At 70.7% G+C, this 17,957-nt stretch carries 17 protein-coding genes; 15 read left to right on the top strand and 2 right to left on the bottom strand.

Features of this window, described 5'->3' with window-relative positions; genetic code table 11:
* Window positions 1-106: 106 nt before the first annotated feature.
* Window positions 107-259 (bottom strand): hypothetical protein, encoded by a 153-nt coding sequence (locus ACGFR7_RS23915; RefSeq protein ID WP_393322703.1) that lies wholly within the window; start codon window positions 257-259, stop codon window positions 107-109.
* A 202-nt stretch (window positions 260-461) separates the two neighbouring features.
* Between ACGFR7_RS23915 and ACGFR7_RS23910 the strand changes: the two genes are divergently transcribed.
* The 10 genes from ACGFR7_RS23910 to ACGFR7_RS23865 all read left to right on the top strand — a co-directional run bounded on the left by ACGFR7_RS23910 (window position 462) and on the right by ACGFR7_RS23865 (window position 11,768).
* Complete coding sequence (locus tag ACGFR7_RS23910) at window positions 462-1,796, top strand: sensor histidine kinase (protein WP_393322700.1); 1,335 nt, start codon at window positions 462-464, stop codon at window positions 1,794-1,796.
* Window positions 1,793-2,452, top strand: coding sequence for a response regulator (locus ACGFR7_RS23905; protein WP_393322697.1), 660 nt, complete (start codon window positions 1,793-1,795; stop codon window positions 2,450-2,452). Before ACGFR7_RS23910 ends, ACGFR7_RS23905 begins: the two co-directional genes overlap by 4 nt.
* A 220-nt stretch (window positions 2,453-2,672) precedes the next feature.
* The gene (locus ACGFR7_RS23900) at window positions 2,673-5,228 is read left to right on the top strand and encodes an amino acid adenylation domain-containing protein (RefSeq protein ID WP_393322694.1); all 2,556 of its coding nucleotides are present in this window, start codon (window positions 2,673-2,675) and stop codon (window positions 5,226-5,228) included.
* Between the two features lie 117 nt (window positions 5,229-5,345).
* Window positions 5,346-6,368 (top strand): TauD/TfdA family dioxygenase, encoded by a 1,023-nt coding sequence (locus ACGFR7_RS23895; RefSeq protein ID WP_393322691.1) that lies wholly within the window; start codon window positions 5,346-5,348, stop codon window positions 6,366-6,368.
* 31 nt (window positions 6,369-6,399) lie between these two features.
* Window positions 6,400-7,434: a 2,3-diaminopropionate biosynthesis protein SbnB gene (gene sbnB / locus ACGFR7_RS23890; protein WP_393322688.1), complete on the top strand. Its 1,035-nt coding sequence runs from the start codon at window positions 6,400-6,402 to the stop codon at window positions 7,432-7,434.
* Between the two features lie 42 nt (window positions 7,435-7,476).
* Window positions 7,477-8,523 (top strand): 2,3-diaminopropionate biosynthesis protein SbnA, encoded by a 1,047-nt coding sequence (gene sbnA, locus ACGFR7_RS23885; protein ID WP_393322685.1) that lies wholly within the window; start codon window positions 7,477-7,479, stop codon window positions 8,521-8,523.
* Window positions 8,524-8,602: 79 nt separating this feature from the next.
* The gene (locus ACGFR7_RS23880) at window positions 8,603-8,821 is read left to right on the top strand and encodes an MbtH family protein (RefSeq protein ID WP_393322682.1); all 219 of its coding nucleotides are present in this window, start codon (window positions 8,603-8,605) and stop codon (window positions 8,819-8,821) included.
* A gap of 80 nt (window positions 8,822-8,901) precedes the next feature.
* Window positions 8,902-9,888, top strand: a complete 987-nt coding sequence (locus ACGFR7_RS23875; RefSeq protein WP_393322679.1) for a TauD/TfdA family dioxygenase — start codon at window positions 8,902-8,904, stop codon at window positions 9,886-9,888.
* An 84-nt stretch (window positions 9,889-9,972) separates the two neighbouring features.
* Window positions 9,973-10,956 carry an ATP-binding cassette domain-containing protein gene (locus tag ACGFR7_RS23870; protein ID WP_393322676.1) on the top strand — a complete coding sequence of 328 codons (984 nt, stop codon included), beginning with the start codon at window positions 9,973-9,975 and terminating at the stop codon, window positions 10,954-10,956.
* Window positions 10,953-11,768: an ABC transporter permease gene (locus tag ACGFR7_RS23865; protein ID WP_393322673.1), complete on the top strand. Its 816-nt coding sequence runs from the start codon at window positions 10,953-10,955 to the stop codon at window positions 11,766-11,768. The genes ACGFR7_RS23870 and ACGFR7_RS23865 overlap by 4 nt, the downstream gene beginning before the upstream one ends.
* Window positions 11,769-11,855: 87 nt before the next feature.
* On the opposite strand, the gene ACGFR7_RS23860 is transcribed toward ACGFR7_RS23865, so the two are convergent.
* Window positions 11,856-12,200 (bottom strand): hypothetical protein, encoded by a 345-nt coding sequence (locus ACGFR7_RS23860; protein ID WP_393322670.1) that lies wholly within the window; start codon window positions 12,198-12,200, stop codon window positions 11,856-11,858.
* 485 nt (window positions 12,201-12,685) lie between these two features.
* On the opposite strand from ACGFR7_RS23860, the gene ACGFR7_RS23855 reads away from it, so the two are divergent.
* The 5 genes from ACGFR7_RS23855 to ACGFR7_RS23835 all read left to right on the top strand — a co-directional run bounded on the left by ACGFR7_RS23855 (window position 12,686) and on the right by ACGFR7_RS23835 (window position 17,560).
* Complete coding sequence (locus tag ACGFR7_RS23855; RefSeq protein WP_393322667.1) at window positions 12,686-13,369, top strand: DUF998 domain-containing protein; 684 nt, start codon at window positions 12,686-12,688, stop codon at window positions 13,367-13,369.
* A gap of 210 nt (window positions 13,370-13,579) precedes the next feature.
* On the top strand, window positions 13,580-14,245 hold the full coding sequence (locus ACGFR7_RS23850) for a hypothetical protein (RefSeq protein ID WP_393322664.1): 666 nt from the start codon (window positions 13,580-13,582) through the stop codon (window positions 14,243-14,245).
* A 168-nt stretch (window positions 14,246-14,413) separates the two neighbouring features.
* Window positions 14,414-15,415: an alpha/beta hydrolase gene (locus ACGFR7_RS23845; RefSeq protein WP_393322661.1), complete on the top strand. Its 1,002-nt coding sequence runs from the start codon at window positions 14,414-14,416 to the stop codon at window positions 15,413-15,415.
* Between the two features lie 166 nt (window positions 15,416-15,581).
* Window positions 15,582-16,808, top strand: coding sequence for an acyltransferase family protein (locus ACGFR7_RS23840; protein ID WP_393323006.1), 1,227 nt, complete (start codon window positions 15,582-15,584; stop codon window positions 16,806-16,808).
* A 50-nt stretch (window positions 16,809-16,858) separates the two neighbouring features.
* Window positions 16,859-17,560, top strand: a complete 702-nt coding sequence (locus ACGFR7_RS23835) for a class I SAM-dependent methyltransferase (protein WP_393322658.1) — start codon at window positions 16,859-16,861, stop codon at window positions 17,558-17,560.
* Window positions 17,561-17,957: the final 397 nt, after the last annotated feature.

Genomic DNA, 17,957 nt, shown 5'->3' with positions numbered 1-17,957 from the left:
GCATTCCTTCAGACGCGTGATGCCCGGCGTCTGAAGACCCCGGGCAGGACGTACGCACCCCCGTAAGGGGGCGCATACGTCCTGACGGAGATACACCTGAATCTGATCAGGCGTTGCTGCGCAGGACGGTGCCCTGCGAGACCGACTTGGTGGCCGGCGTCGTGTACTTACGCATATGAATCCCCTCCTTTTTGGTGAAGTACCGGTCTGCGAGGCCCTGTTCGGGGCCGTTGCGTTCCCGGCGAGAGGAGCAAAACACGGCCGTGAACGGCCTGCCCAGGCATTCGTTCCTGACCGAACACCTGCCGTTCGGCAAGGGCATCGAAGGGAGCCGCGGATCGCTATGTCGCCATGACGCCGCCCGACCCGGCAACTCGTCGTTCTCACCAGCTCCGCACGCCGGCCGCGCTCCCGCCTCGGTCACCTCCGGGCGCCTTCGGCGCGGCTCTACCATGGCGTGCGTGACAAGCGATCCGGACAGTGCGCAGCGACCATCGAGTGCGCGGGCGCACGGAGTGCAGTGGTGGGTGTCCGTCATTCGTCCCTTGCGGGGGGAGCTCCTGGATTTCTCCTCCCGTCCGCTGCCGACTCTCCACCGGGCGCGCAACCGGGTGCTCCGCCAGCTCCCGCTCGTCCTCGCGGGGCTGTTCACGCTCTATCTCGTCGTGCCGGGAGCGGACGTGGTCGCCGAGCGGCTGCAGATGTCCTGGCCCGTACCGGTGCTGCTCGCGTGTCTCCAGGCGGCGTCCGTGCCGCTGAGCCTGGCCCGGCCGGTGGCCGCCTGGTGGCTGTCGCTCGTGGCCATGGTGCCGTTTCCGCTGCTGCTGGTGGCGCTGGGTGTCCCGCCCGCCGGGGATACGCCCTGGCCGTGGACGGAGCCGGGGTTCCTGGCGCATCTGGTCGTGACGCTGGTCGTCGCCTGGCGGGTCAGTGCCCGGCTCTTCGTCACCCAGTGGCTGCTGACCCTGCTCGTCAGCGGCGTGCTCGCGGTGGTGCTGCGGCCTCAGGGAGCGGGGCAGGGGCTGTACGCGTTCGGGATTCTGTCCGGCGTCGGACTGCTGCTGCTGGCCGCCGTGCGCGGACGCAGGGAAGCACAACGGCAGCTGCGACGGCAGGAAAAGCTCACCGAGATCGAACGGTTCCGCCGGACGCTGCTGGAGGAACGGGCCCGCATCGCGCGGGAACTGCACGATGTCGTGGCGCACCACATGTCCGTCGTCGCCGTACAGGCGGAAGCCGCGCCGTATCTCGTCGCCGATCCTCCGGAGGCGATGCGCGAGAGCTTCGGCAGCATCCGGCACAATGCGCTGGCCGCCCTGACCGAACTCCGCCACATCCTGGGCATGATGCGGTCCGGCGACCCCGGTGCGCGCGGTGAGGACGGCAAATATGTGCCGCAGCCGACCCTGGACAATCTCGGTGAACTGGTCGGCAATGTCCGAGCGGCCGGACTGACCGTCGAGACGGACATAGCCGGCACCCCGCGGCCCCTGCCCCACCATGTCGAACTCTCGGCGTTCCGTATCACTCAGGAAGCGCTGAGCAATGTGCTGCGCCATGCCCCGGGCGCACAGGTCCGGGTCGAGCTGGCCTATGGGGAAGCCGAGCTCCGGGTGCAGGTGACCAACAGCCCGGTCACCGGCACCGCGCAGCGTCAGAGCGGCACCGGACACGGTGTTCTCGGTATGCGGGAGCGGGCCTCCATGCTCGGCGGCACCCTGCATGTGGGGCGTATGAGGGACGGATGGTTCGAGGTACGGGCCCTGCTGCCCACCGGCCGGAGTGAGGACTCATGACGATTCGCGTGCTGATCGCCGACGACCAGGCGATGATCCGGGGGAGCTTCGCGGTCCTGCTCAACGCGCAGCCTGACATCGAGGTCGTGGGGGAGGCGGACAACGGCGCGGAGGCCGTCCGTCAGGTGGCCGAACGCGCCCCGGACGTCGTGCTGATGGACATCCGGATGCCGGAGCTCGACGGCCTGGAAGCCACCCGCCGCATCACCGGGAGCGGCAGCCTCACCAAGATCCTCATGCTCACCACCTTCGATCTGGACGAGTATGTGTACGAGGCACTGCGCGCCGGGGCCAGCGGGTTCCTGCTCAAGGACTCCTCGGCCCACGAACTCGCCGCCGCCGTACGCACCATCGCCACCGGCGGCGCCCTGCTCGCCCCGACCGTCACCAAGCGCCTGATCGAGGAGTTCTCGAAGCGCGGCGCGCCCCGTGTGCCCCGCCGGGACCGGGTGGCGGATCTGACCGAGCGGGAGACAGAGGTGCTGTGCCTGATCGCCCAGGGACTGTCCAACGCCGAGCTCGCCGAGCAGCTGGTCATCGCCGAGCAGACCGTCAAGACCCATGTCGGACGCATCCTGGTCAAGCTGCAGCTGCGCGACCGTACGCAGGCGGCGGTATACGCGTACGAAGCGGGGCTGGTGGTCGCCGGGGAGTGACCGGCCCCGCCTCCGCGGCCCTGCGGCGCGACGCCTCCGGCGCCCCGCGAGGTCCCCGGGGGCGGTCGTCCGTCCCGTTCGCACCGCGCCGAGCGGGGCGATAACCCCGGGGTTCCGAAGCAATATCTCGCCAATAATGCGGCGTCCTAGCGTCGTTACCGGCCATTGCACAGATGCTGAAGAACGTCCGGCCGGACGTTCGCGATGGAAGGTAACGCGAGTGAAGGTTCGGCAGGACGGGCAGCACAGCCGGCCCGCACAGTGGCACACGACTGCCGACCCGGTGACGGACCGGGAATTCTGGCAGCGCGTGCTCGCCGAGGGCGGCTATACGCCCGTACCCCGGTGGTCCGGCGAGCACGCCGAACCGGGCGCCGTCGCCGAACACCGGACGGTCCTGCCGGCCGCGACGGCACGGGCGGTGCGCCGGCCGGCGGATGACCTCGCCACGGACCCCGGCACCGTGCTGCTGGCCGCCTGTGCACGGGTGCTGGCGGCACTGACCTCCGACTCCGCCGTCGTGGTCGGCTACCTGAGCGACGACGGCCCGGCGCCGCAGGCGCTGCCCTGCCCGGTAGCGGTGACCGACGGTCCCTGGCGGGCCCTGCTGCACACCGCCGCCCGCGCCGCCGCGGCGGTGACCGGCCGGCCGGCCGCGGCCCTTGCGGAACTGCGCGCCGAGACCGCCGGCCCCCAAGCCCTCTTCGACACGCTCGTGGTCGCGGGCCGGGCCCCGCGGGCGGACGACCTGGCTCCCGAGACCGTGCTCGCCGTGGGGCTGGACACCACCGGTCCGCAGCCGGAACTCGTCCTCGGCCACCGCCCCCGCGCGCTCGACGCCGACCAGGCCGGGCGGGTCTCCGGCTATCTGCTGGCCGCCCTGGACGCGCTGGCCTGCCGGCCCGAGGCCGACCACCACGATTGGAGCCCGGTCTCCGAGAAGGAGACCGCCCACCAGATCGACGGGCTGGCCGGCCCGCAGCGCGATCTGCCCGACCGCCGGGTCCACCAGCTCTTCGAGGAACAGGTCCGGCTGCGTCCGCAGGACATCGCCGCCGAGCAGGGCGAACGCTCCTGGACCTACCGCGAGCTCAACGCCCGCGCCAACCGCATCGCCCACGCCCTGCGTGCCCAGGGCCTGCGCGACGAGAACGCCGTCGCCGTGGTCAGCGAGCGCACCCTGGAATGGCTCGCGGCCGTGCTCGGCGTCCTGAAGGCGGGCGGTGTCTACCTCCCGGTGGAGCCGCACTTCCCCGCGGGCCGGATCGCCGGCATGCTCACGCGCAGCGAGTGCCGCCACGTACTGGCCGAGCGCGATGCCTGTGCCGGGCTGCCCGAGGCGTTGCGCGCCGCCCCCGGTGCCGTCGCCCACCACCTCGACGACGTGCTCGCCGCGGACCACCCCGACACCGACCCCCAGCTGCCCGTCGCCGCCTCGCAGGGCGCATACATCTACTTCACCTCCGGCTCCACCGGCAAGCCCAAGGGCGCCCTGTGCGAGCACGCCGGATTCCTCAACCACCTCCTCGCCAAGATCGAGGACTTCGGGGTCCGCGAGGGCGGGGTGGTGGCGCAGAGCGCTCCGCAGTGCTTCGACATCTCGCTGTGGCAGCTGGTCGCCGCCCTCGCCGTCGGCGGCCGCACCCGCATCATCGAGCAGGCCGCCGTCCTGGACGTGGCGCGCTTCGTCGAGACGCTGGAGCGCGCCCGCGTCGAGGTCGTCCAGGTCGTCCCCTCCTACCTGGAGGTGGTGCTGACCGAACTGGAGCGCCACCCCCGCGAACTGCCCCACCTGCGCTGTGTCTCGGCGACCGGCGAGGCCTTGAAGAAGGACCTGGTGGCACGCTGGTTCGCCGCCTTCCCCGACGTCGCGCTGGCCAACGCCTACGGCCTGACCGAGACCTCCGACGACACCAACCACGAAGTCATGCGCGGGGTGCCCGAGCAGGCGTCGGTGCCGCTGGGCCGTCCGATCGCCGGCGTGCGGATCTACGTCGTCGACGAACTGCTGCGTCCGGTGCCGCTCGGCTCGTCCGGCGAAATCGTCTTCTCCGGCGTCTGCGTGGGCCGCGGCTACGTCAACGACGAGGAGCGCACCCGCGCCGCGTTCGTCCCCGACCCGCACCACCCCGGCGCCCGGATGTACCGCTCCGGCGACTTCGGCCGCTGGCTGCCGGACGGACGGCTGGAGTTCCTGGGCCGCCGCGACGCCCAGGTGAAGATCAGCGGCTTCCGCATCGAGATCGGCGAGGTGGAGAACCAGCTGCTGCGGGTGTCCGGGGTGCGCGATTGCGCCGTCGTCATCACCGGCGAGGGCGAGCACAAGCAACTGGTGGCCTTCTACTCCGCCGCACAGGAGCTGCCTGCGCAGACCGTCGGCAAGGAGCTGGGCACCGCCCTGCCCGCGTACATGGTCCCCGGCCGTATCCACTACCTGCCCGCCCTGCCGCTCACCGCCAACGGCAAGATCGACCGCAAGGCACTGACCCGCACGGCGGACGAACTCGGGTCGGCCGAAGGGGAGTTCCAGCCACCCCGCACGGACCACGAGCGCAAGCTCGCCGCACTGTGGGCGGCCGCCCTCAAGCTCCCCGCCGGCGCCATCGGCCGGGACACCCACTTCTTCGAGGCCGGCGGCACATCGCTGGCCATGCTGCGCCTCGCGGTCGCCCTGGACCGCACGGTGACCCCCGCGGAGCTGATGAACCGGCCGGTGCTCGCCGACCTCGCGGCCCTGCTGGACGAGCGGGCCGCCGAGAACACCACCGTCGCCTGACGCCACCGGGCGCCCGCCCCTCCCGGTCCGGCCCCCGGCGGCCGGACCCTCCTCCTCCTGCGTACCGGCGGCCCGCCCCTGCCCGTACGCCGCCAGACCGCCCAGAAAGGCAACCCGATGACGGTCACGACCGACAGCACCACGACCGGCGCGGCACTTCCCGACGGCCGCGAGCCGACCCTCGACGCGGGGCGCACCCCCCTGCTGGAGGTCCCCGGCGCGGACTTCGAGACGCTGCCCGGCCAGGCGGTCAGGGAGCTGGTCGCCCGCCACGGTGCCCTGCTCGTGCGAGGCCTCGGCCTGAGCGCCCCCGCGGACCTGGCGCGGGCCGCGCGGTGGCTCGGTGCGACCCCGGTCGCCGAGCGCGAGGGCTTCACCAGCCGCACCGACCACGGCGACGGCGTCTACTCCGCCTCCCAGTGGCCGGCCGACGAACCGATGTGCATGCACCACGAGTTGAGCTACGCCGTCGAGGTGCCCTCCCTCGCCCTCTTCGGCTGCCTGACCGCGCCCGCCTCCGGCGGCGCCACCGCGGTCGCCGACGCCCGGACGCTGCTGCGCACCCTGCCCGCCGGCCTCGTCGAGCGCTTCGAACGCGAGGGCTGGCTGCTCGACCGCGACTACCGTGAGGTGGGCGTCAGCCGGCTCGAAGCCTTCGGCTCCGAGGACCGTGCAGAGGCGGCCGCGTACTGCGCCGGCCACGCCATCGAGCACGAGTGGCTGGCGGACGGCGCGCTGCGCACCCGCCAGCGGCGTGCCGCGGTGGTGGCCCACCCCGTCACCGGCGAGCGGCTGTGGTTCAACCAGATCGCCTTCCTCAACGAGCTGACCCTGGACCCGGCCGTCCGGGAGTACCTGACCTCCTTCTACGGTCCGGGCTCGCTGCCCTTCAACACCCGCTTCGGCAATGGCGACGCCATCACCGAGGACATCATCGAGACCATCAACGCCGCCTACACCGCGGCCACTTCGCGTGAACCCTGGCAGACCGGCGACCTTCTGGTCGTCGACAACCTTCGGATGGCGCACAGCCGCGAGGCGTACCAGGGCGACCGCGAGGTCGTGGCGCTCTTCGCCGACCCGGTGTGCCTCACCGGCCACGTACGCACCGACGTACCGGCCCGCCCCACGGCCGCCTGACCGTCCACCACACTTCTCCACGGAGCTCTTCATGTCCCAGCAACACCCGGCGCCCTCTTTCGCGGTGATCCCCGGAGCACAGGTCAGCCAGGTTCTCGACGGCCGCGGCCAGGAGGTGGTGGACCTGATCGAGGCCGCCTACCGCCTGCACGGTGAGGGCGACACCGTCAACCCGCCCTCGTACTTCCTGCGCTTCCCCGAGAAGCCCTCCTCGCGCATCATCGCGCTGCCTGCCTCCATCGGCGGTCAGGTCCGTACCGACGGACTGAAGTGGATCTCCAGCTTCCCGGAGAACGTGGCGGCCGGCATCCCCCGGGCCTCCGCCGTCCTCATCCTCAACGACCACGAGACCGGCTACCCGTTCGCCTGCCTGGAGAGCTCCATCATCAGCGCGGTGCGCACCGCTGCCTCCGCCGCGCTGGCCGCCGACCGGATCGCTGCCACCCGCACCCGCCCGGCCCGGATCGGCTTCTTCGGCGTCGGCCTCATCGCCCGCTTCATCCACCGCCTGCTGCACGACACCGGCTGGAGATTCGACGAGGTCGGCGTGCACGACCTGTCCGCCGAGCACGCGGCCGGTTTCACCGCGTACCTCGACCAGTCCGGCGAGACCGGCAGCATCACGGTCCACGACACCCCCGAGGACCTGATCCGCTCCTCGGACCTGGTCGTCTTCGCCACCATCGCCGGCACCCCGCACGTCACCGACCCGGGCCTGTTCGCCCACAACCCGCTGGTGCTGCACGTCTCGTTGCGTGACCTCGCGCCCGAGGTCGTGCTGACCGGCACCAACATCGTCGACGACGTCGAGCACTGCCTGAAGGCCAACACCTCCCTCCACCTGGCCGAACAGCAGCTGGGGCACCGCGACTTCGTCCACGGCACGCTCCACGACGTGCTGACCGGGAAGCTGAGCCCGGCCGCCGACCGCCCGGTGTTCTTCTCGCCCTTCGGTCTGGGCGTGCTCGATCTCGCACTCGGCAAGCACGTCTACGACGCCGTCCGCGCCCTGGGACAGCTGAACGTCGTCGACGACTTCTTCCATGAGATGCAGCGCTACGGCTGACGCAGTCCACCGCATCAACGCCCGGCCAGGCAGGGAGGTCTCGTGCCGATCATTTCGGCCCCCCACGAGTTCAACGAGGAAGACCTGTACGTCGACCTCGACGCGGTGCTCGGCATCCCGCTGCACCTGAAGTGCGAGGGGTTCAACTTCACCGGCTCCGTCAAGCAGAAGGCCGCCGTCGCCATGGTGGAGGCCGCGCAGGAGTCGGGAAAGCTCGCCCCCGGATCGATCCTGGTGGAGTCCTCCTCAGGGAATCTGGGCGTCGCCCTCAGCGTCATCGCGGCAAGCAAGGGCTACGGCTTCGTCTGCGTCACCGACGCGCGGTGCAACCTCGCCTCCAAGCGACTGATGGAGGCCCTTGGCGCCGTGGTGCACACCGTCACCGAACCGGCGCGCGAGGGCGGATTCCTGGCCGCGCGTATCGCACACGTCCAGGCACTGTGCGAGCAGGACGAGCGGTACGTCTGGCTCAACCAGTACACCAACCACGCCAACTGGCAGGCCCACCACCGCCACACCGCACCCGCCATCGCCCGCAGCCACCCCGGCCTCGACGTCCTGTTCGTCGGCGCGGGCACCACCGGAACGCTGATGGGCTGCGCCCGCTGGTTCAAGGAGCACCGCCCCGCCGTCCGCGTGGTGGCCGTGGACAGCGTCGGCTCGGTCACCTTCGGCCACCCGCCGGCCCCGCGCATGATCCCGGGCCTGGGCACCGGAGTGCGCCCGCCGCTGCTGGACGAGTCCTTCGTCGACGACGTGGTGATGGTGCCCGAACCCGACACCCTCCGCATGTGCCACCGGCTCGCCGCCCGCGGCTTCCTGCTCGGCGGCTCCACCGGAACGGTCGTCAGCGGCGCCGCCCGCTGGCTGGCCGAACACGCGGGCGGCAAGCGGCGCGAGGCCGTGGCGATCGCCCCCGACCTGGGGGAGCGCTACCTGGACACCGTCTACCTCACCAACTGGGTGCAGGGCGTCTACGGCCCCGGCGTGCTCGATGCCGGTGCCGGTGCCGGTGCCGACGTCGATACCGGTGCCGAAGCCGGTGCCGGAACCGGCCCCGCACCCCTCCCGTTGACCGCGCTGTCCTAGGGACTGCTTTCAGGCCCCGGCCGGCCGCCCGCCCCACGACAGCCAAGTACCACAAGAACCCGGAAAGAGGATCACGACAATGAGCACCAACCCGTTCGAGGACAACGACGCCCGCTACCTGGCCCTCATCAACGACGAGGGCCAGTACTCCCTGTGGCCCGTCTTCGCCGACGTGCCGGCCGGCTGGCGCCCCGCCCGTGAAGAGGGCAGCCGCGAGGAAATCCTCGCTTTCATCTCCGAGCAGTGGACCGACATGCGCCCGCTGAGCCTGGTCCGCGCCATGGAGAACGCCGGCTGACCGCGCGGCACCGCCGCCGGCTCGCGACGGCAGCCGTCAGGGCCCGTACACATACACGTTCCACCAGAAGGTGAAGCTCGATGACTGTGGTACTGGAGACCGGCGCTCAGGCGACGGTCGTGACGATAGTGGGCGATGACGCCACGCAGACCGATGTGGTCGCCCGACGGCTGCGCCGGGCCGCTGACGGCAAGGTCGACAGCCACGAGTGGGTCGCCGCCGCCCGCAGGGAGTGGAACGAGCTGCCCTCCGGGCTGCGCGCCCCACTGGGCGAGTTCCGCAGGGACTCCGGCCCCAGCGGTGTCCTGCTGGTCCGCGGCCTGCCCGTGGGCGGCGCGACGCTGCCCGCCACCCCGTCCGCCGCCCACTCGGTGCAGCAGGAGGCCAGCGTCTCCGCGGCGGTGCTGATGATGGTCGCCTGCGGCCTCGGCGACCCCGCCGCGTTCCGCCCGGAGAAGACCGGCGCGCTGGTCCAGGACGTGGTCCCGGTCCCCGGCAAGGAAGACTTCCAGGGCAACGCCGGCTCGGTCCTGCTGACCTTCCACACCGAGAACGCCTTCCACCCGCACCGGCCCGACTACGTCATGCTGCTGTGCCTGCGCGCCGACCACGAGAGGGTCGCCGGACTGCGCACCGCGGGCATCCGCGCGGCACTGCCGCTGCTGAGCGACCAGACCCAGGAGGTGCTGCGCAGCGCGGAGTTCCGTACCGCCCCGCCGCCGTCCTTCGGCGGTTCGGGCGGCGGGCCCACCGAGCCGCGGCCGGTCCTGAGCGGTGCGCCCGACGACCCCGACCTGTGCATCGACTTCGCCGCCACCGAGCCGCTCACCCCGCGCGCGGCTAATGCGATGGCCGAGCTCCAGGACGCGTTCGACCGGACCTCTCTGAGCACCGTGCTCGCCCCCGGCGACCTGGCGATCGTCGACAACCGCATCACCACACACGGCCGTTCGGCCTTCATCCCGCGCTACGACGGCAAGGACCGCTGGCTGCAGCGCACCTTCGTCCTCAACGACCTGCGCCGCTCCCGCGGCCTGCGGGTGCAGGACGGCTACGTCCTCGACTGAGCAGTCACCCGGCACCGCCCGCCGCCGCCTGCAGCGAGCGGCCGGGCGGCCGGCGCGAACCACTACGGAAAGAACCAGGACCTCATGACTCCTGCCATCCTGATCGAGGATCTGGCCAAGAGCTACGGCGGCAATCCGGTGGTCAGGGGGGTGAGCCTCGAGGTGCCCGCCGGCCACGTGCTCGGACTGCTCGGCCCCAACGGCGCGGGCAAGACCACCACGGTCAAAATGGTCTCCACCCTGATCAAGCCCGACAGCGGGCGGGCGCTGGTGTGCGGCTACGACGTGGTGCGCCAGGCCCGCGAGGTCCGCGCGCTGATCGGCCTCACCGGCCAGTACGCCTCGGTGGACGAGGACATCTCCGGCCGGGAGAACCTTTACGTCATCTCCCGGCTGTTCAACCTCCCCCGCCGCACCGCCAGGGCGCGGGCCGACGAGATGCTGGAGCGCTTCGGCCTCACCGAGGCCGGTGCGCGGCCGGTCGGCGGCTACTCCGGCGGAATGCGCCGCCGCCTCGACCTGGCCGCCAGCCTGGTGGGCGATCCCCGGGTGCTGTGCCTGGACGAGCCGACCACCGGACTCGACCCGCACAGCCGCAACGCCCTGTGGGCCGAGGTGCGCCGGCTGGCCGGCCAGGGCACCACCGTGCTGCTCACCACTCAGTACATGGAGGAGGCCGAAGCGCTGGCCGACTCGCTGGTCGTCATCGACCGTGGCCAGGTCATCGCCCGCGGCGGGACCGAGGAGCTGCGCTCGCGCCTGGGCGGCCAGGTGCTGTGCGTCCGGCCCGAACAGGTGAGGGACGCGGCCGCGCTGCGGCGGGCCCTGGAGATCCAGGGGTACCCCGCCGCCGCGCCCGACGAGGAGACCGGACAGATCCAGCTGCCCCTGTCCGGCGACGGTGCCCAGCTGAGTGAGGTCGTCCGGACGGTGGGGCAGACCGGCATCCCGCTCTCCGGGCTGACGGTGCACATGCCCAGCCTGGACGAGGTATTCCTGACGCTGACCGGGGCCGACCGGGCCCCGCAGGCGCAGGCCGGAGCACTGTCGGCGAGGAGCGCGGCATGAGTTCACCGACCATGGCGCCGGGCGCCGCGACACGGACCGCCCAGGGGCGGGGAGTGCGCCCCCTGGTGCGCCACTCGCTGGCGCTCAGCCGCCGCAATCTGCGCAAGGCGGTGGCCAGCCCGGGCCAGATCATCGACGCCACCCTGATGCCGGTGACGCTGTCGCTGGTCTTCATCTACGGCTTCGGCGGCGCGATCGCCGGGGACAGCGCGCAGTACCGGCAGTACCTGATGCCCGGCATCATGGCGCTGACCCTCACCACCACCTGCCGTACCTCGGGCATCGCCCTCAACATGGACTTCGCCAGCGGGGTGATGGACCGCTACCGCTCGATGCCGGTGGCCCGTTCGGCGGTGCTCATCGGCCGTATCCTCGCCGACGCGGTCCGCGTCCTGGCCGGTCTGCTGATGGTGCTGGCCTTCGGGTTCCTCATCGGCTTCCGCGTGCACACCTCCGTCGCCGCCACGGTCGCGGCGGTCGGCGTGCTGTTGCTGTACGGGGTCGCCCTGTGCCTGCTGCAGGCGTTCATCGGCCTGGCCGCACGGGGGATGGAGACCGTGCAGAGCGTGAGCACGCTGGCAATGGTGCCGCTGCAGTTCGGCAGCTCCATCTTCGTCGCCCCGGACACCATGCCGTCCTGGCTCCGGGTCTTCGTCGAGAACAACCCGATGACCATGGTCGTGGACGCCGCCCGCAATCTGATGGTCGGCGGCCCGGTCGCCCACTCGGCGCTGATGGCCGTGGCGTGGAGCGTCGGATTCATCGCGGTGTTCACACCGCTGTGCGTGGCGAAGTACCGTACGCGCGCCTGATAATGACGCTGCGACGCTGATGACCTCCTGGCAAGGGCCGGTGGGCGGGAGCCGGTATCCCTCCCGCCGGCCCTTGCCAGGTGCGGCTCAGACGGCCTGGACGCTGCGGATGTAGAAGAGCATGCCCCAGCTCTCGCTGGCCCGGTACGTCGCGCCCGGCTCGACCACGGCGTCCGCGTCGCCCCGGCAGTCGGTGCCGACGAAGACCTTGACCTTGCGGTCGGTCTTGTTGGTGACCAGGAGCCGGCCGTCGTTGTACCCGTTGGAGACGTTGTAGCACTTGCCGTTCTCGGGGTTGGAGACGTTGCGTTCGCCCTGGTACATGTGGACGTCTATGACGCCGGTCGCCGCCTGGGCGGGGCCGGCGCCGGCGAGCAAGGCGACCGCGGACAGGGCAGTGAGGACGGGAGCGCGGTAGGGGTTCTTGCGCATGCGGGTTTCCCTTCGGCTGATCGGTCTCGGCTGAGCGGTCTCGGCTGAGCGCTCGGGAATCCGAGCCGCTGGCCACCGTAGCCAGAGCCGTTATTCCCGCGTTATTTCGCGATTGCCGCCAAGTTGTCCGACTCTGAAGGCAGTTGGAGCGAGGGGAACCAGGGGGCGTCGTGGGCCGGGAGGCCCGTCCGGGGAAGAAGTCAGCCTGTAGGCGCGGTACCGGATCGCCGCCATCCGGACCACCCCTGGGCAGATCGGGGAACGTCAGCATCGAGGCAGGCACCGTACCTTCGGGTCCCTCGGCGCGCCTCCCCCGAAGTAGCCCATTCCGGCTCCCTCCTTCGGGGACTCCGAATTCCCCCGTAGCAGCGATGCGCAGGAGCTCCGTCGCCTGAGAACGTTCACAACAGAAAAGTGACCGATTCGGTGCCTGAAAGGCCATGATGAAAACGAGATCCGCATCGCACTCCGCATTTAGCACCTCCGTGACAACAAGGATCGGTGCGGCCGCATGGATTGTCGGTGTCGCGCAGTTCGTCGTCGTTCAGTTGGCCGTGGAGTCCGGCTGGCGCACTCCCTACAGCTGGGCGGCGAACAACATCAGCGATCTCGGCAATGTCAGCTGCCGGATTTGGGATGACTCCCGACCTCGGTATGTGTGCTCGCCACTGCACGACGCCATGAACGCCAGCTTCGCCGTCCACGGTGTGCTATTGCTCGCCGGCATGCTGCTGGCCGGAGCCTGCTGGGGTCGCGGTGGGATATCGGCAAGTTCCCGCATTCTGCTGGCCCTCGGTGCCGTGGGGTGGGTGCTGGTTGGCCTTGTTCCTGCAGACGTCGACGAGAATCTGCATGTGGTAGGCGGGCTCCTCGTCATGGCGCTGGGAAATCTCGGGCTCCTCCTCGCCGGATTTTCGTCCCGAGGTGCCCTCTTCGGCAGGCTGCGAAGCGTAACCCTCTCCATAGCTGTCGTCGCATTGCTCGCGGCATGGATGTTCTTCGGTCAGTACGACCCCGGAATCGGGCTGGGTGGCATGGAACGTTTCGCCGCCTGGGCGCTGGACGCGTGGAGCCTCGTCATGGCCCTCGCCATACTCCGTGCCCGCCGGCCGGACAATGCGGGCGAGGTGGCGAGTCTTCGAAACGATCACGCGCGGCGCGATGGATGACGACGTGTTGTTGGGGGCGTGCACCTAAGAGGCCATCTCGTGTGGCGGGGACAGTGGCTTGTCGGTCGTGGGGGGCATGGGGCAAGTTAGTGCCCGATGAGCTGTGGGGTTGCCGGCGGGGGCTTGGGAGGCCCTCTCTCACGTGGGAACCAAGGGGGCGGTTTACGGACTCTCACCCCTTGAGTCGCGCCTATGTTGGGAGACCGAGGAATGAGTCCACGTACGGGAAGCAGTCACTTACTGCGGCGCACGGTGGTTGCCGCGGTGGTGGCCGCGGGATGCGTGGTGGTATCGGCGTGCGGCACGGACGGCACACCGAACCCCGACGGCGCACGCGCATCAAGCCCGGCCGGAGAGCGCCCCACGGCCTTACCCGACTTCAGGAAGGCCTATGAGGCGGGGTACGCGGCCGGTGAAAAGCTCTATGACGCGGGCGGCAAAGGCGCCGCGGTGCGCGAGGTGGTGTGGGGCGGCTGTGCCCGTCGCGCCCTTGACGCGGGAGCCAAGGCAGACCAGGACCGCGGGGCCTGGGTGAAAGGCTGCCATGACGGGGTCGGCGACGCCCCGCGGCACCCCCCGCCCCACCCTCTGACCAAGCGGAAGTCGAACCCCCGGCTCCTCAGAGACTTCCGTGCGTGGGCACGGACCGAGGGTGGTACGGCGACCGCCCGTCATGCCGGCCGCGTCTTCACCGTCGAACTCACCGGCCAGGACTATGACGTGGAAGTGTCCACCGACTACAGCTCACCGGCCGAGGCCGAGGAGTTCGCCGCCGCCTTCGCACAGTGGTGGGACGCAGACGACGGGCCCGGGGTGGCCAGGAGCCTCGTCATTCTCGACGCCCGCGACCAGCGCATTGCCACCGGGCGGCTGTGAAGGCCAAGACCGGCAAACTACTGCCTCGGCCACATCCGATGTTCCCCAAGGATGGTCCCCGTCATACCTGAGAGCTACCCGTGCAGTGAGCTCTTGAGGGTGACGTGCGAGGAGGGCGCGAGAAATACCGTCTTTCCTGTCATTGAAGTGAGCAGGAAGGCGGGTCTCGTGCGAGCATCCGTGGTGCGCCGCGCGTTCGCGGTCTGCGTCGCCGCCGGTGCGATGGTCTTCTCCGTCGCCGCGGCCTCGGGTTCGGCGGCAGGCGTCATGCCCGCCCCACCGAGGCTGCCCGCCGTCCGGGCGGACACCCTGGCCGAGCGGTACGCGGCCAACCACGACTTCATCGAGCGGTCCGAGCGCGCCGCACGCAGGATGGGCGACACCTCCAGGGCGGGCCATCTGGCCGGACTCGCCGCGCACGGACGGACGTTCCTTTCCTTCGCCACCCGTGACGACGGCCTGGCCGTGGAGGTGCTGGGCGACCTGGCGCATGCCGACCGTGTGGTCGTGGTGGTGCCCGGTTCGGACACCACCATCGACACCTTCGACGAGCTGGGCACCCGCCAGGCCGCGTTGGCCGGCGGGGCCCGTGCGGTGCGGGCGGAGATGCGACGGCTCGCCCCGGACACCGATGTCGCGGTGGTGGCCTGGCTCGGCTACCACGCTCCGCGCACCCTCAGCCGGGACGTGGTCACCACCGCCCGCGCCCGGGCGGGCGGCAGGCAACTGCGCGCGTTCACAGCCGAGTTGAAGAGGATCAATCCGGCCGCGCCGGTCACCCTCATGTGCCACTCCTACGGCTCGGCGGTCTGCGGGAATGCCGTCGCGAGCCCGGCGAACGCGGCCGCCCCGATGGATAACCTCGCCGGGATCGCCGTCGTCGGCAGTCCCGGTATGGGCCTTCGGTCCGCCTCCGACCTCGCCGTGCGGGTGCCGGTGTGGGCGGGCCGGGGCGCGCACGACTGGATCGCCGGTGTGCCTCACACCAGCGTCAGCGTCCCCGGCGCGACCATCGGGTTCGGTACGGACCCGGTCAGCCGCACCTTCGGGGCCCGCGCATTCGACGCGGGCCGAGGCGGCCACAGCGACTACTTCAAGCCCGGCGGCCTCGCCGTGCGCAACCTCGCGATGATCGGCCTCGGCCGCGGTGCGGCGGTGTCCCGTGGCTGATCTTCAGACGCGCTCCGGAGTGAGGCCGGTCCGTCCGGTGCGGCCGGTCGCCGACACCAAGCCGGTCGCCGACGCCAAGCCAGTCGTCGCCCCCGCCTCCACCCCTACGGCCTCCACCCCTACGGCCTCCACCCCTACGACCCCCGCCCGTACGGCCCTCGACCGGCTGCACGCGGCGGTCCTGCGGATCGACGCGGCCACCCCGGACGGACGGGACCGGGCCCTCGACGTCCTGCGTGTCCTGGCCGTCACCGGTGTGGTGCTGGGGCACTGGCTGGTCAGCGCGGTGGTACTGCGCGCGGACGGCCATCTGCTGGGCGACAGCCCGCTGGCCCATGTGCCCGAACTGACCCCGCTGTCGTGGGTGCTCCAGCCGCTGGCGGTCTTCTTCCTCGTCGGCGGGCGGGTCGCGGCCCAGGGCTACGACTCCGCAAGGGCGCGCGGGGTCGGCTACGGTGCCTGGCTGCGGCAGCGGCTGCGCCGACTGGCCGGACCGGTGGGCGCCTTGCTGGGGATGTGGCTTCTGGTGCTGGCCGGCCTGGTCGGGGCCGATACCGCCCACGAGACGATCCACACGCTGCTCAACCTCGTGCTCTCCCCGCTGTGGTTCCTGCTGGTCTTCGCCCTGCTGACGGCCCTCACGCCGCTGGTGCGCCGGGCGGGCGTGATGGCGGCGGTCCTGGGGGGCGGCTATGTGGCGGCGACGGACGGCGCCCGAATGGTGTTCGGCGACGCCGGCTGGGTCGACGCGGCCCGCCAGGGCAACGTCCTCGCGGGCTGGTTGATCCCCTTCGCCCTGGGCGCGGCCTGGGCAGCGGGCGGGTTCGCCCGGCGACGGTACGCCGTCGTGCTGCTGGCCGCCGGCGCCGTGAGCACGGCAGGGCTGATCCTGTGGTGCGGCTACCCCGCGAGCATGGTCGGCGTGCCCGGCTCGCAGATCTCCAATCTCAACCCGGTCACCCTGGCCGCCGTCACCTTCGGTCTCGCCCAGTGCGGTGCCGCGATGCTGCTGTGCGGTCCGCTGCGGCGCCTGGTGGGCGGCCGGCCGCCGGCCGTGTCGTCACATGCTCTGTCAGGGAAGGAACTGAAGGCCCGGCCCGGGCAATTCGCCTGGGCAGGAGTGACCGTGATAAACCTTTCGGCGATCACGATCTTTCTCTGGCATCAGACGGCCATGCTCACGGTCACGGTGACCTCCCTCGGAACGGGGCGGCCGTTGTTCGGATTGCACACCAATCCCGATCACCCGCTGTGGGCGCTGGCCCGCATCGGCTGGGTACCGGTATTCGCGATCGTGCTCGTGGTGCTGTGCATCGCCTTCCGTGAGGCGGAGAACACGTCCCGGACCGGGCGCGGGCGTACCGCTCGCAAGCCGTCGGGCCGGCCCGTCTGAACGTCACGGAAGCGGCTGGAGCGGCCCTTCCGGTATTCCTTGGAGGAGCAATGGAAGCACTCTCTCTCGATTCGCTGCGCACTCTGTACACCAAGTACGAGGCCGACTTGAGGAAGGTCAAGGACGCCCAGCGCAGTCTCCTGAGGGAGCGCGGCAAGGCCATGAAGGCCCAGCTGGACGACGTGGAGGCGGAGATCACCTACATGCGGCTGCGGGAGCTGCGGCCCGCGAAGGTGGTGGAGATCGGCACCTTCTACGGCTGGTCCACCATCTGGCAGCTGAGCGCGCTGCGCGACAACGGCACCGGTCATCTGTACTCGTTCGACATCGTTGACCACGTGGTGCGCAACGTGCCGGGTGAGCTGACCGGCCAGTGGACCTTCACCAAGGGCGATGTCCGCGAGAACCTGGACAGCATTCCGCAGGATGTCGACTACCTCTTCATCGACGCCGACCACGGTGCGCGCTTTGCCCGTTGGTACATAGAGAACCTTTTCCCGGCCGTGCCCGGCGGCACGCCCACCAGCGTGCACGACGTGTACCACGGCCGTCGCCCCAAGCCCTTCAGCGAGGGCTCCGTCATCGTCAAGTGGCTGGCCGACAACAACGTGGAGTTCTTCACGCCGTCCCCGGCCAAGTCCCCGGCGGAGTACGCGGAGATAGCCGAGATCAAGAAGGGGCTCGGGCTGGACGAGCCGGTGCGCGACAGCCGCCACAACCCCATGATCTTCTTCGACCTGCCCAGCCTGTAACCCCCGGTCCACCTCCCTGCGGCGCCCATCCCCCGCGCCCCGCGCCGCCCGTGCGGCGCGGGGCGGGGCGCCGCGCTCTCATGAGGCGCAATGAGGGTTCACGCCACTACGGGCTCGCCGTGGGAGGAAGGTGTTAAGAAAGAGTCAACCTGCGGTCAGATCCAGCCAGATATGCCGCGCCACGCAACCATCCCATACCGCCGCACCCGGGCTGACCGGTGGCGATCCGCGCGGTGACGACCACTGCGTACCTAGCGGAATGCATGTTCCGTTTTGCCCGCCTAAAGGTGAGATCAGCGAAACATTTCAGCCAGTCCCGCGATCTTGGCGCAGATTCTGCTCTAGGGTGACTCGGTCGTACGTTCGGTGCGGCTGGAGGCATGGGGGTATGCCGTGG

The sequence above is a fragment of the Streptomyces sp. NPDC048516 genome, from assembly GCF_043199875.1.
Classification (GTDB): Bacteria; Actinomycetota; Actinomycetes; order Streptomycetales; family Streptomycetaceae; genus Streptomyces.
Note: the sequence above shows the minus strand (reverse complement) of the source record. Positions and strands in the feature narration are given on the sequence as shown.

Bases quoted from the DNA above. Each gene is read 5' to 3' on its own strand.
- ACGFR7_RS23865 (WP_393322673.1), top strand. From the start codon at position 10,953: ATGAGTTCACCGACCATGGCGCCGGGCGCCGCGACACGGACCGCCCAG.
- ACGFR7_RS23905 (WP_393322697.1), top strand. From the start codon at position 1,793: ATGACGATTCGCGTGCTGATCGCCGACGACCAGGCGATGATCCGGGGG.
- ACGFR7_RS23850 (WP_393322664.1), top strand. From the start codon at position 13,580: ATGAGTCCACGTACGGGAAGCAGTCACTTACTGCGGCGCACGGTGGTT.
- sbnB (WP_393322688.1), top strand. From the start codon at position 6,400: ATGTCCCAGCAACACCCGGCGCCCTCTTTCGCGGTGATCCCCGGAGCA.
- ACGFR7_RS23870 (WP_393322676.1), top strand. From the start codon at position 9,973: ATGACTCCTGCCATCCTGATCGAGGATCTGGCCAAGAGCTACGGCGGC.
- ACGFR7_RS23875 (WP_393322679.1), top strand. From the start codon at position 8,902: ATGACTGTGGTACTGGAGACCGGCGCTCAGGCGACGGTCGTGACGATA.
- ACGFR7_RS23895 (WP_393322691.1), top strand. From the start codon at position 5,346: ATGACGGTCACGACCGACAGCACCACGACCGGCGCGGCACTTCCCGAC.
- ACGFR7_RS23880 (WP_393322682.1), top strand. From the start codon at position 8,603: ATGAGCACCAACCCGTTCGAGGACAACGACGCCCGCTACCTGGCCCTC.
- ACGFR7_RS23835 (WP_393322658.1), top strand. From the start codon at position 16,859: ATGGAAGCACTCTCTCTCGATTCGCTGCGCACTCTGTACACCAAGTAC.
- ACGFR7_RS23860 (WP_393322670.1), bottom strand. From the start codon at position 12,200: ATGCGCAAGAACCCCTACCGCGCTCCCGTCCTCACTGCCCTGTCCGCG.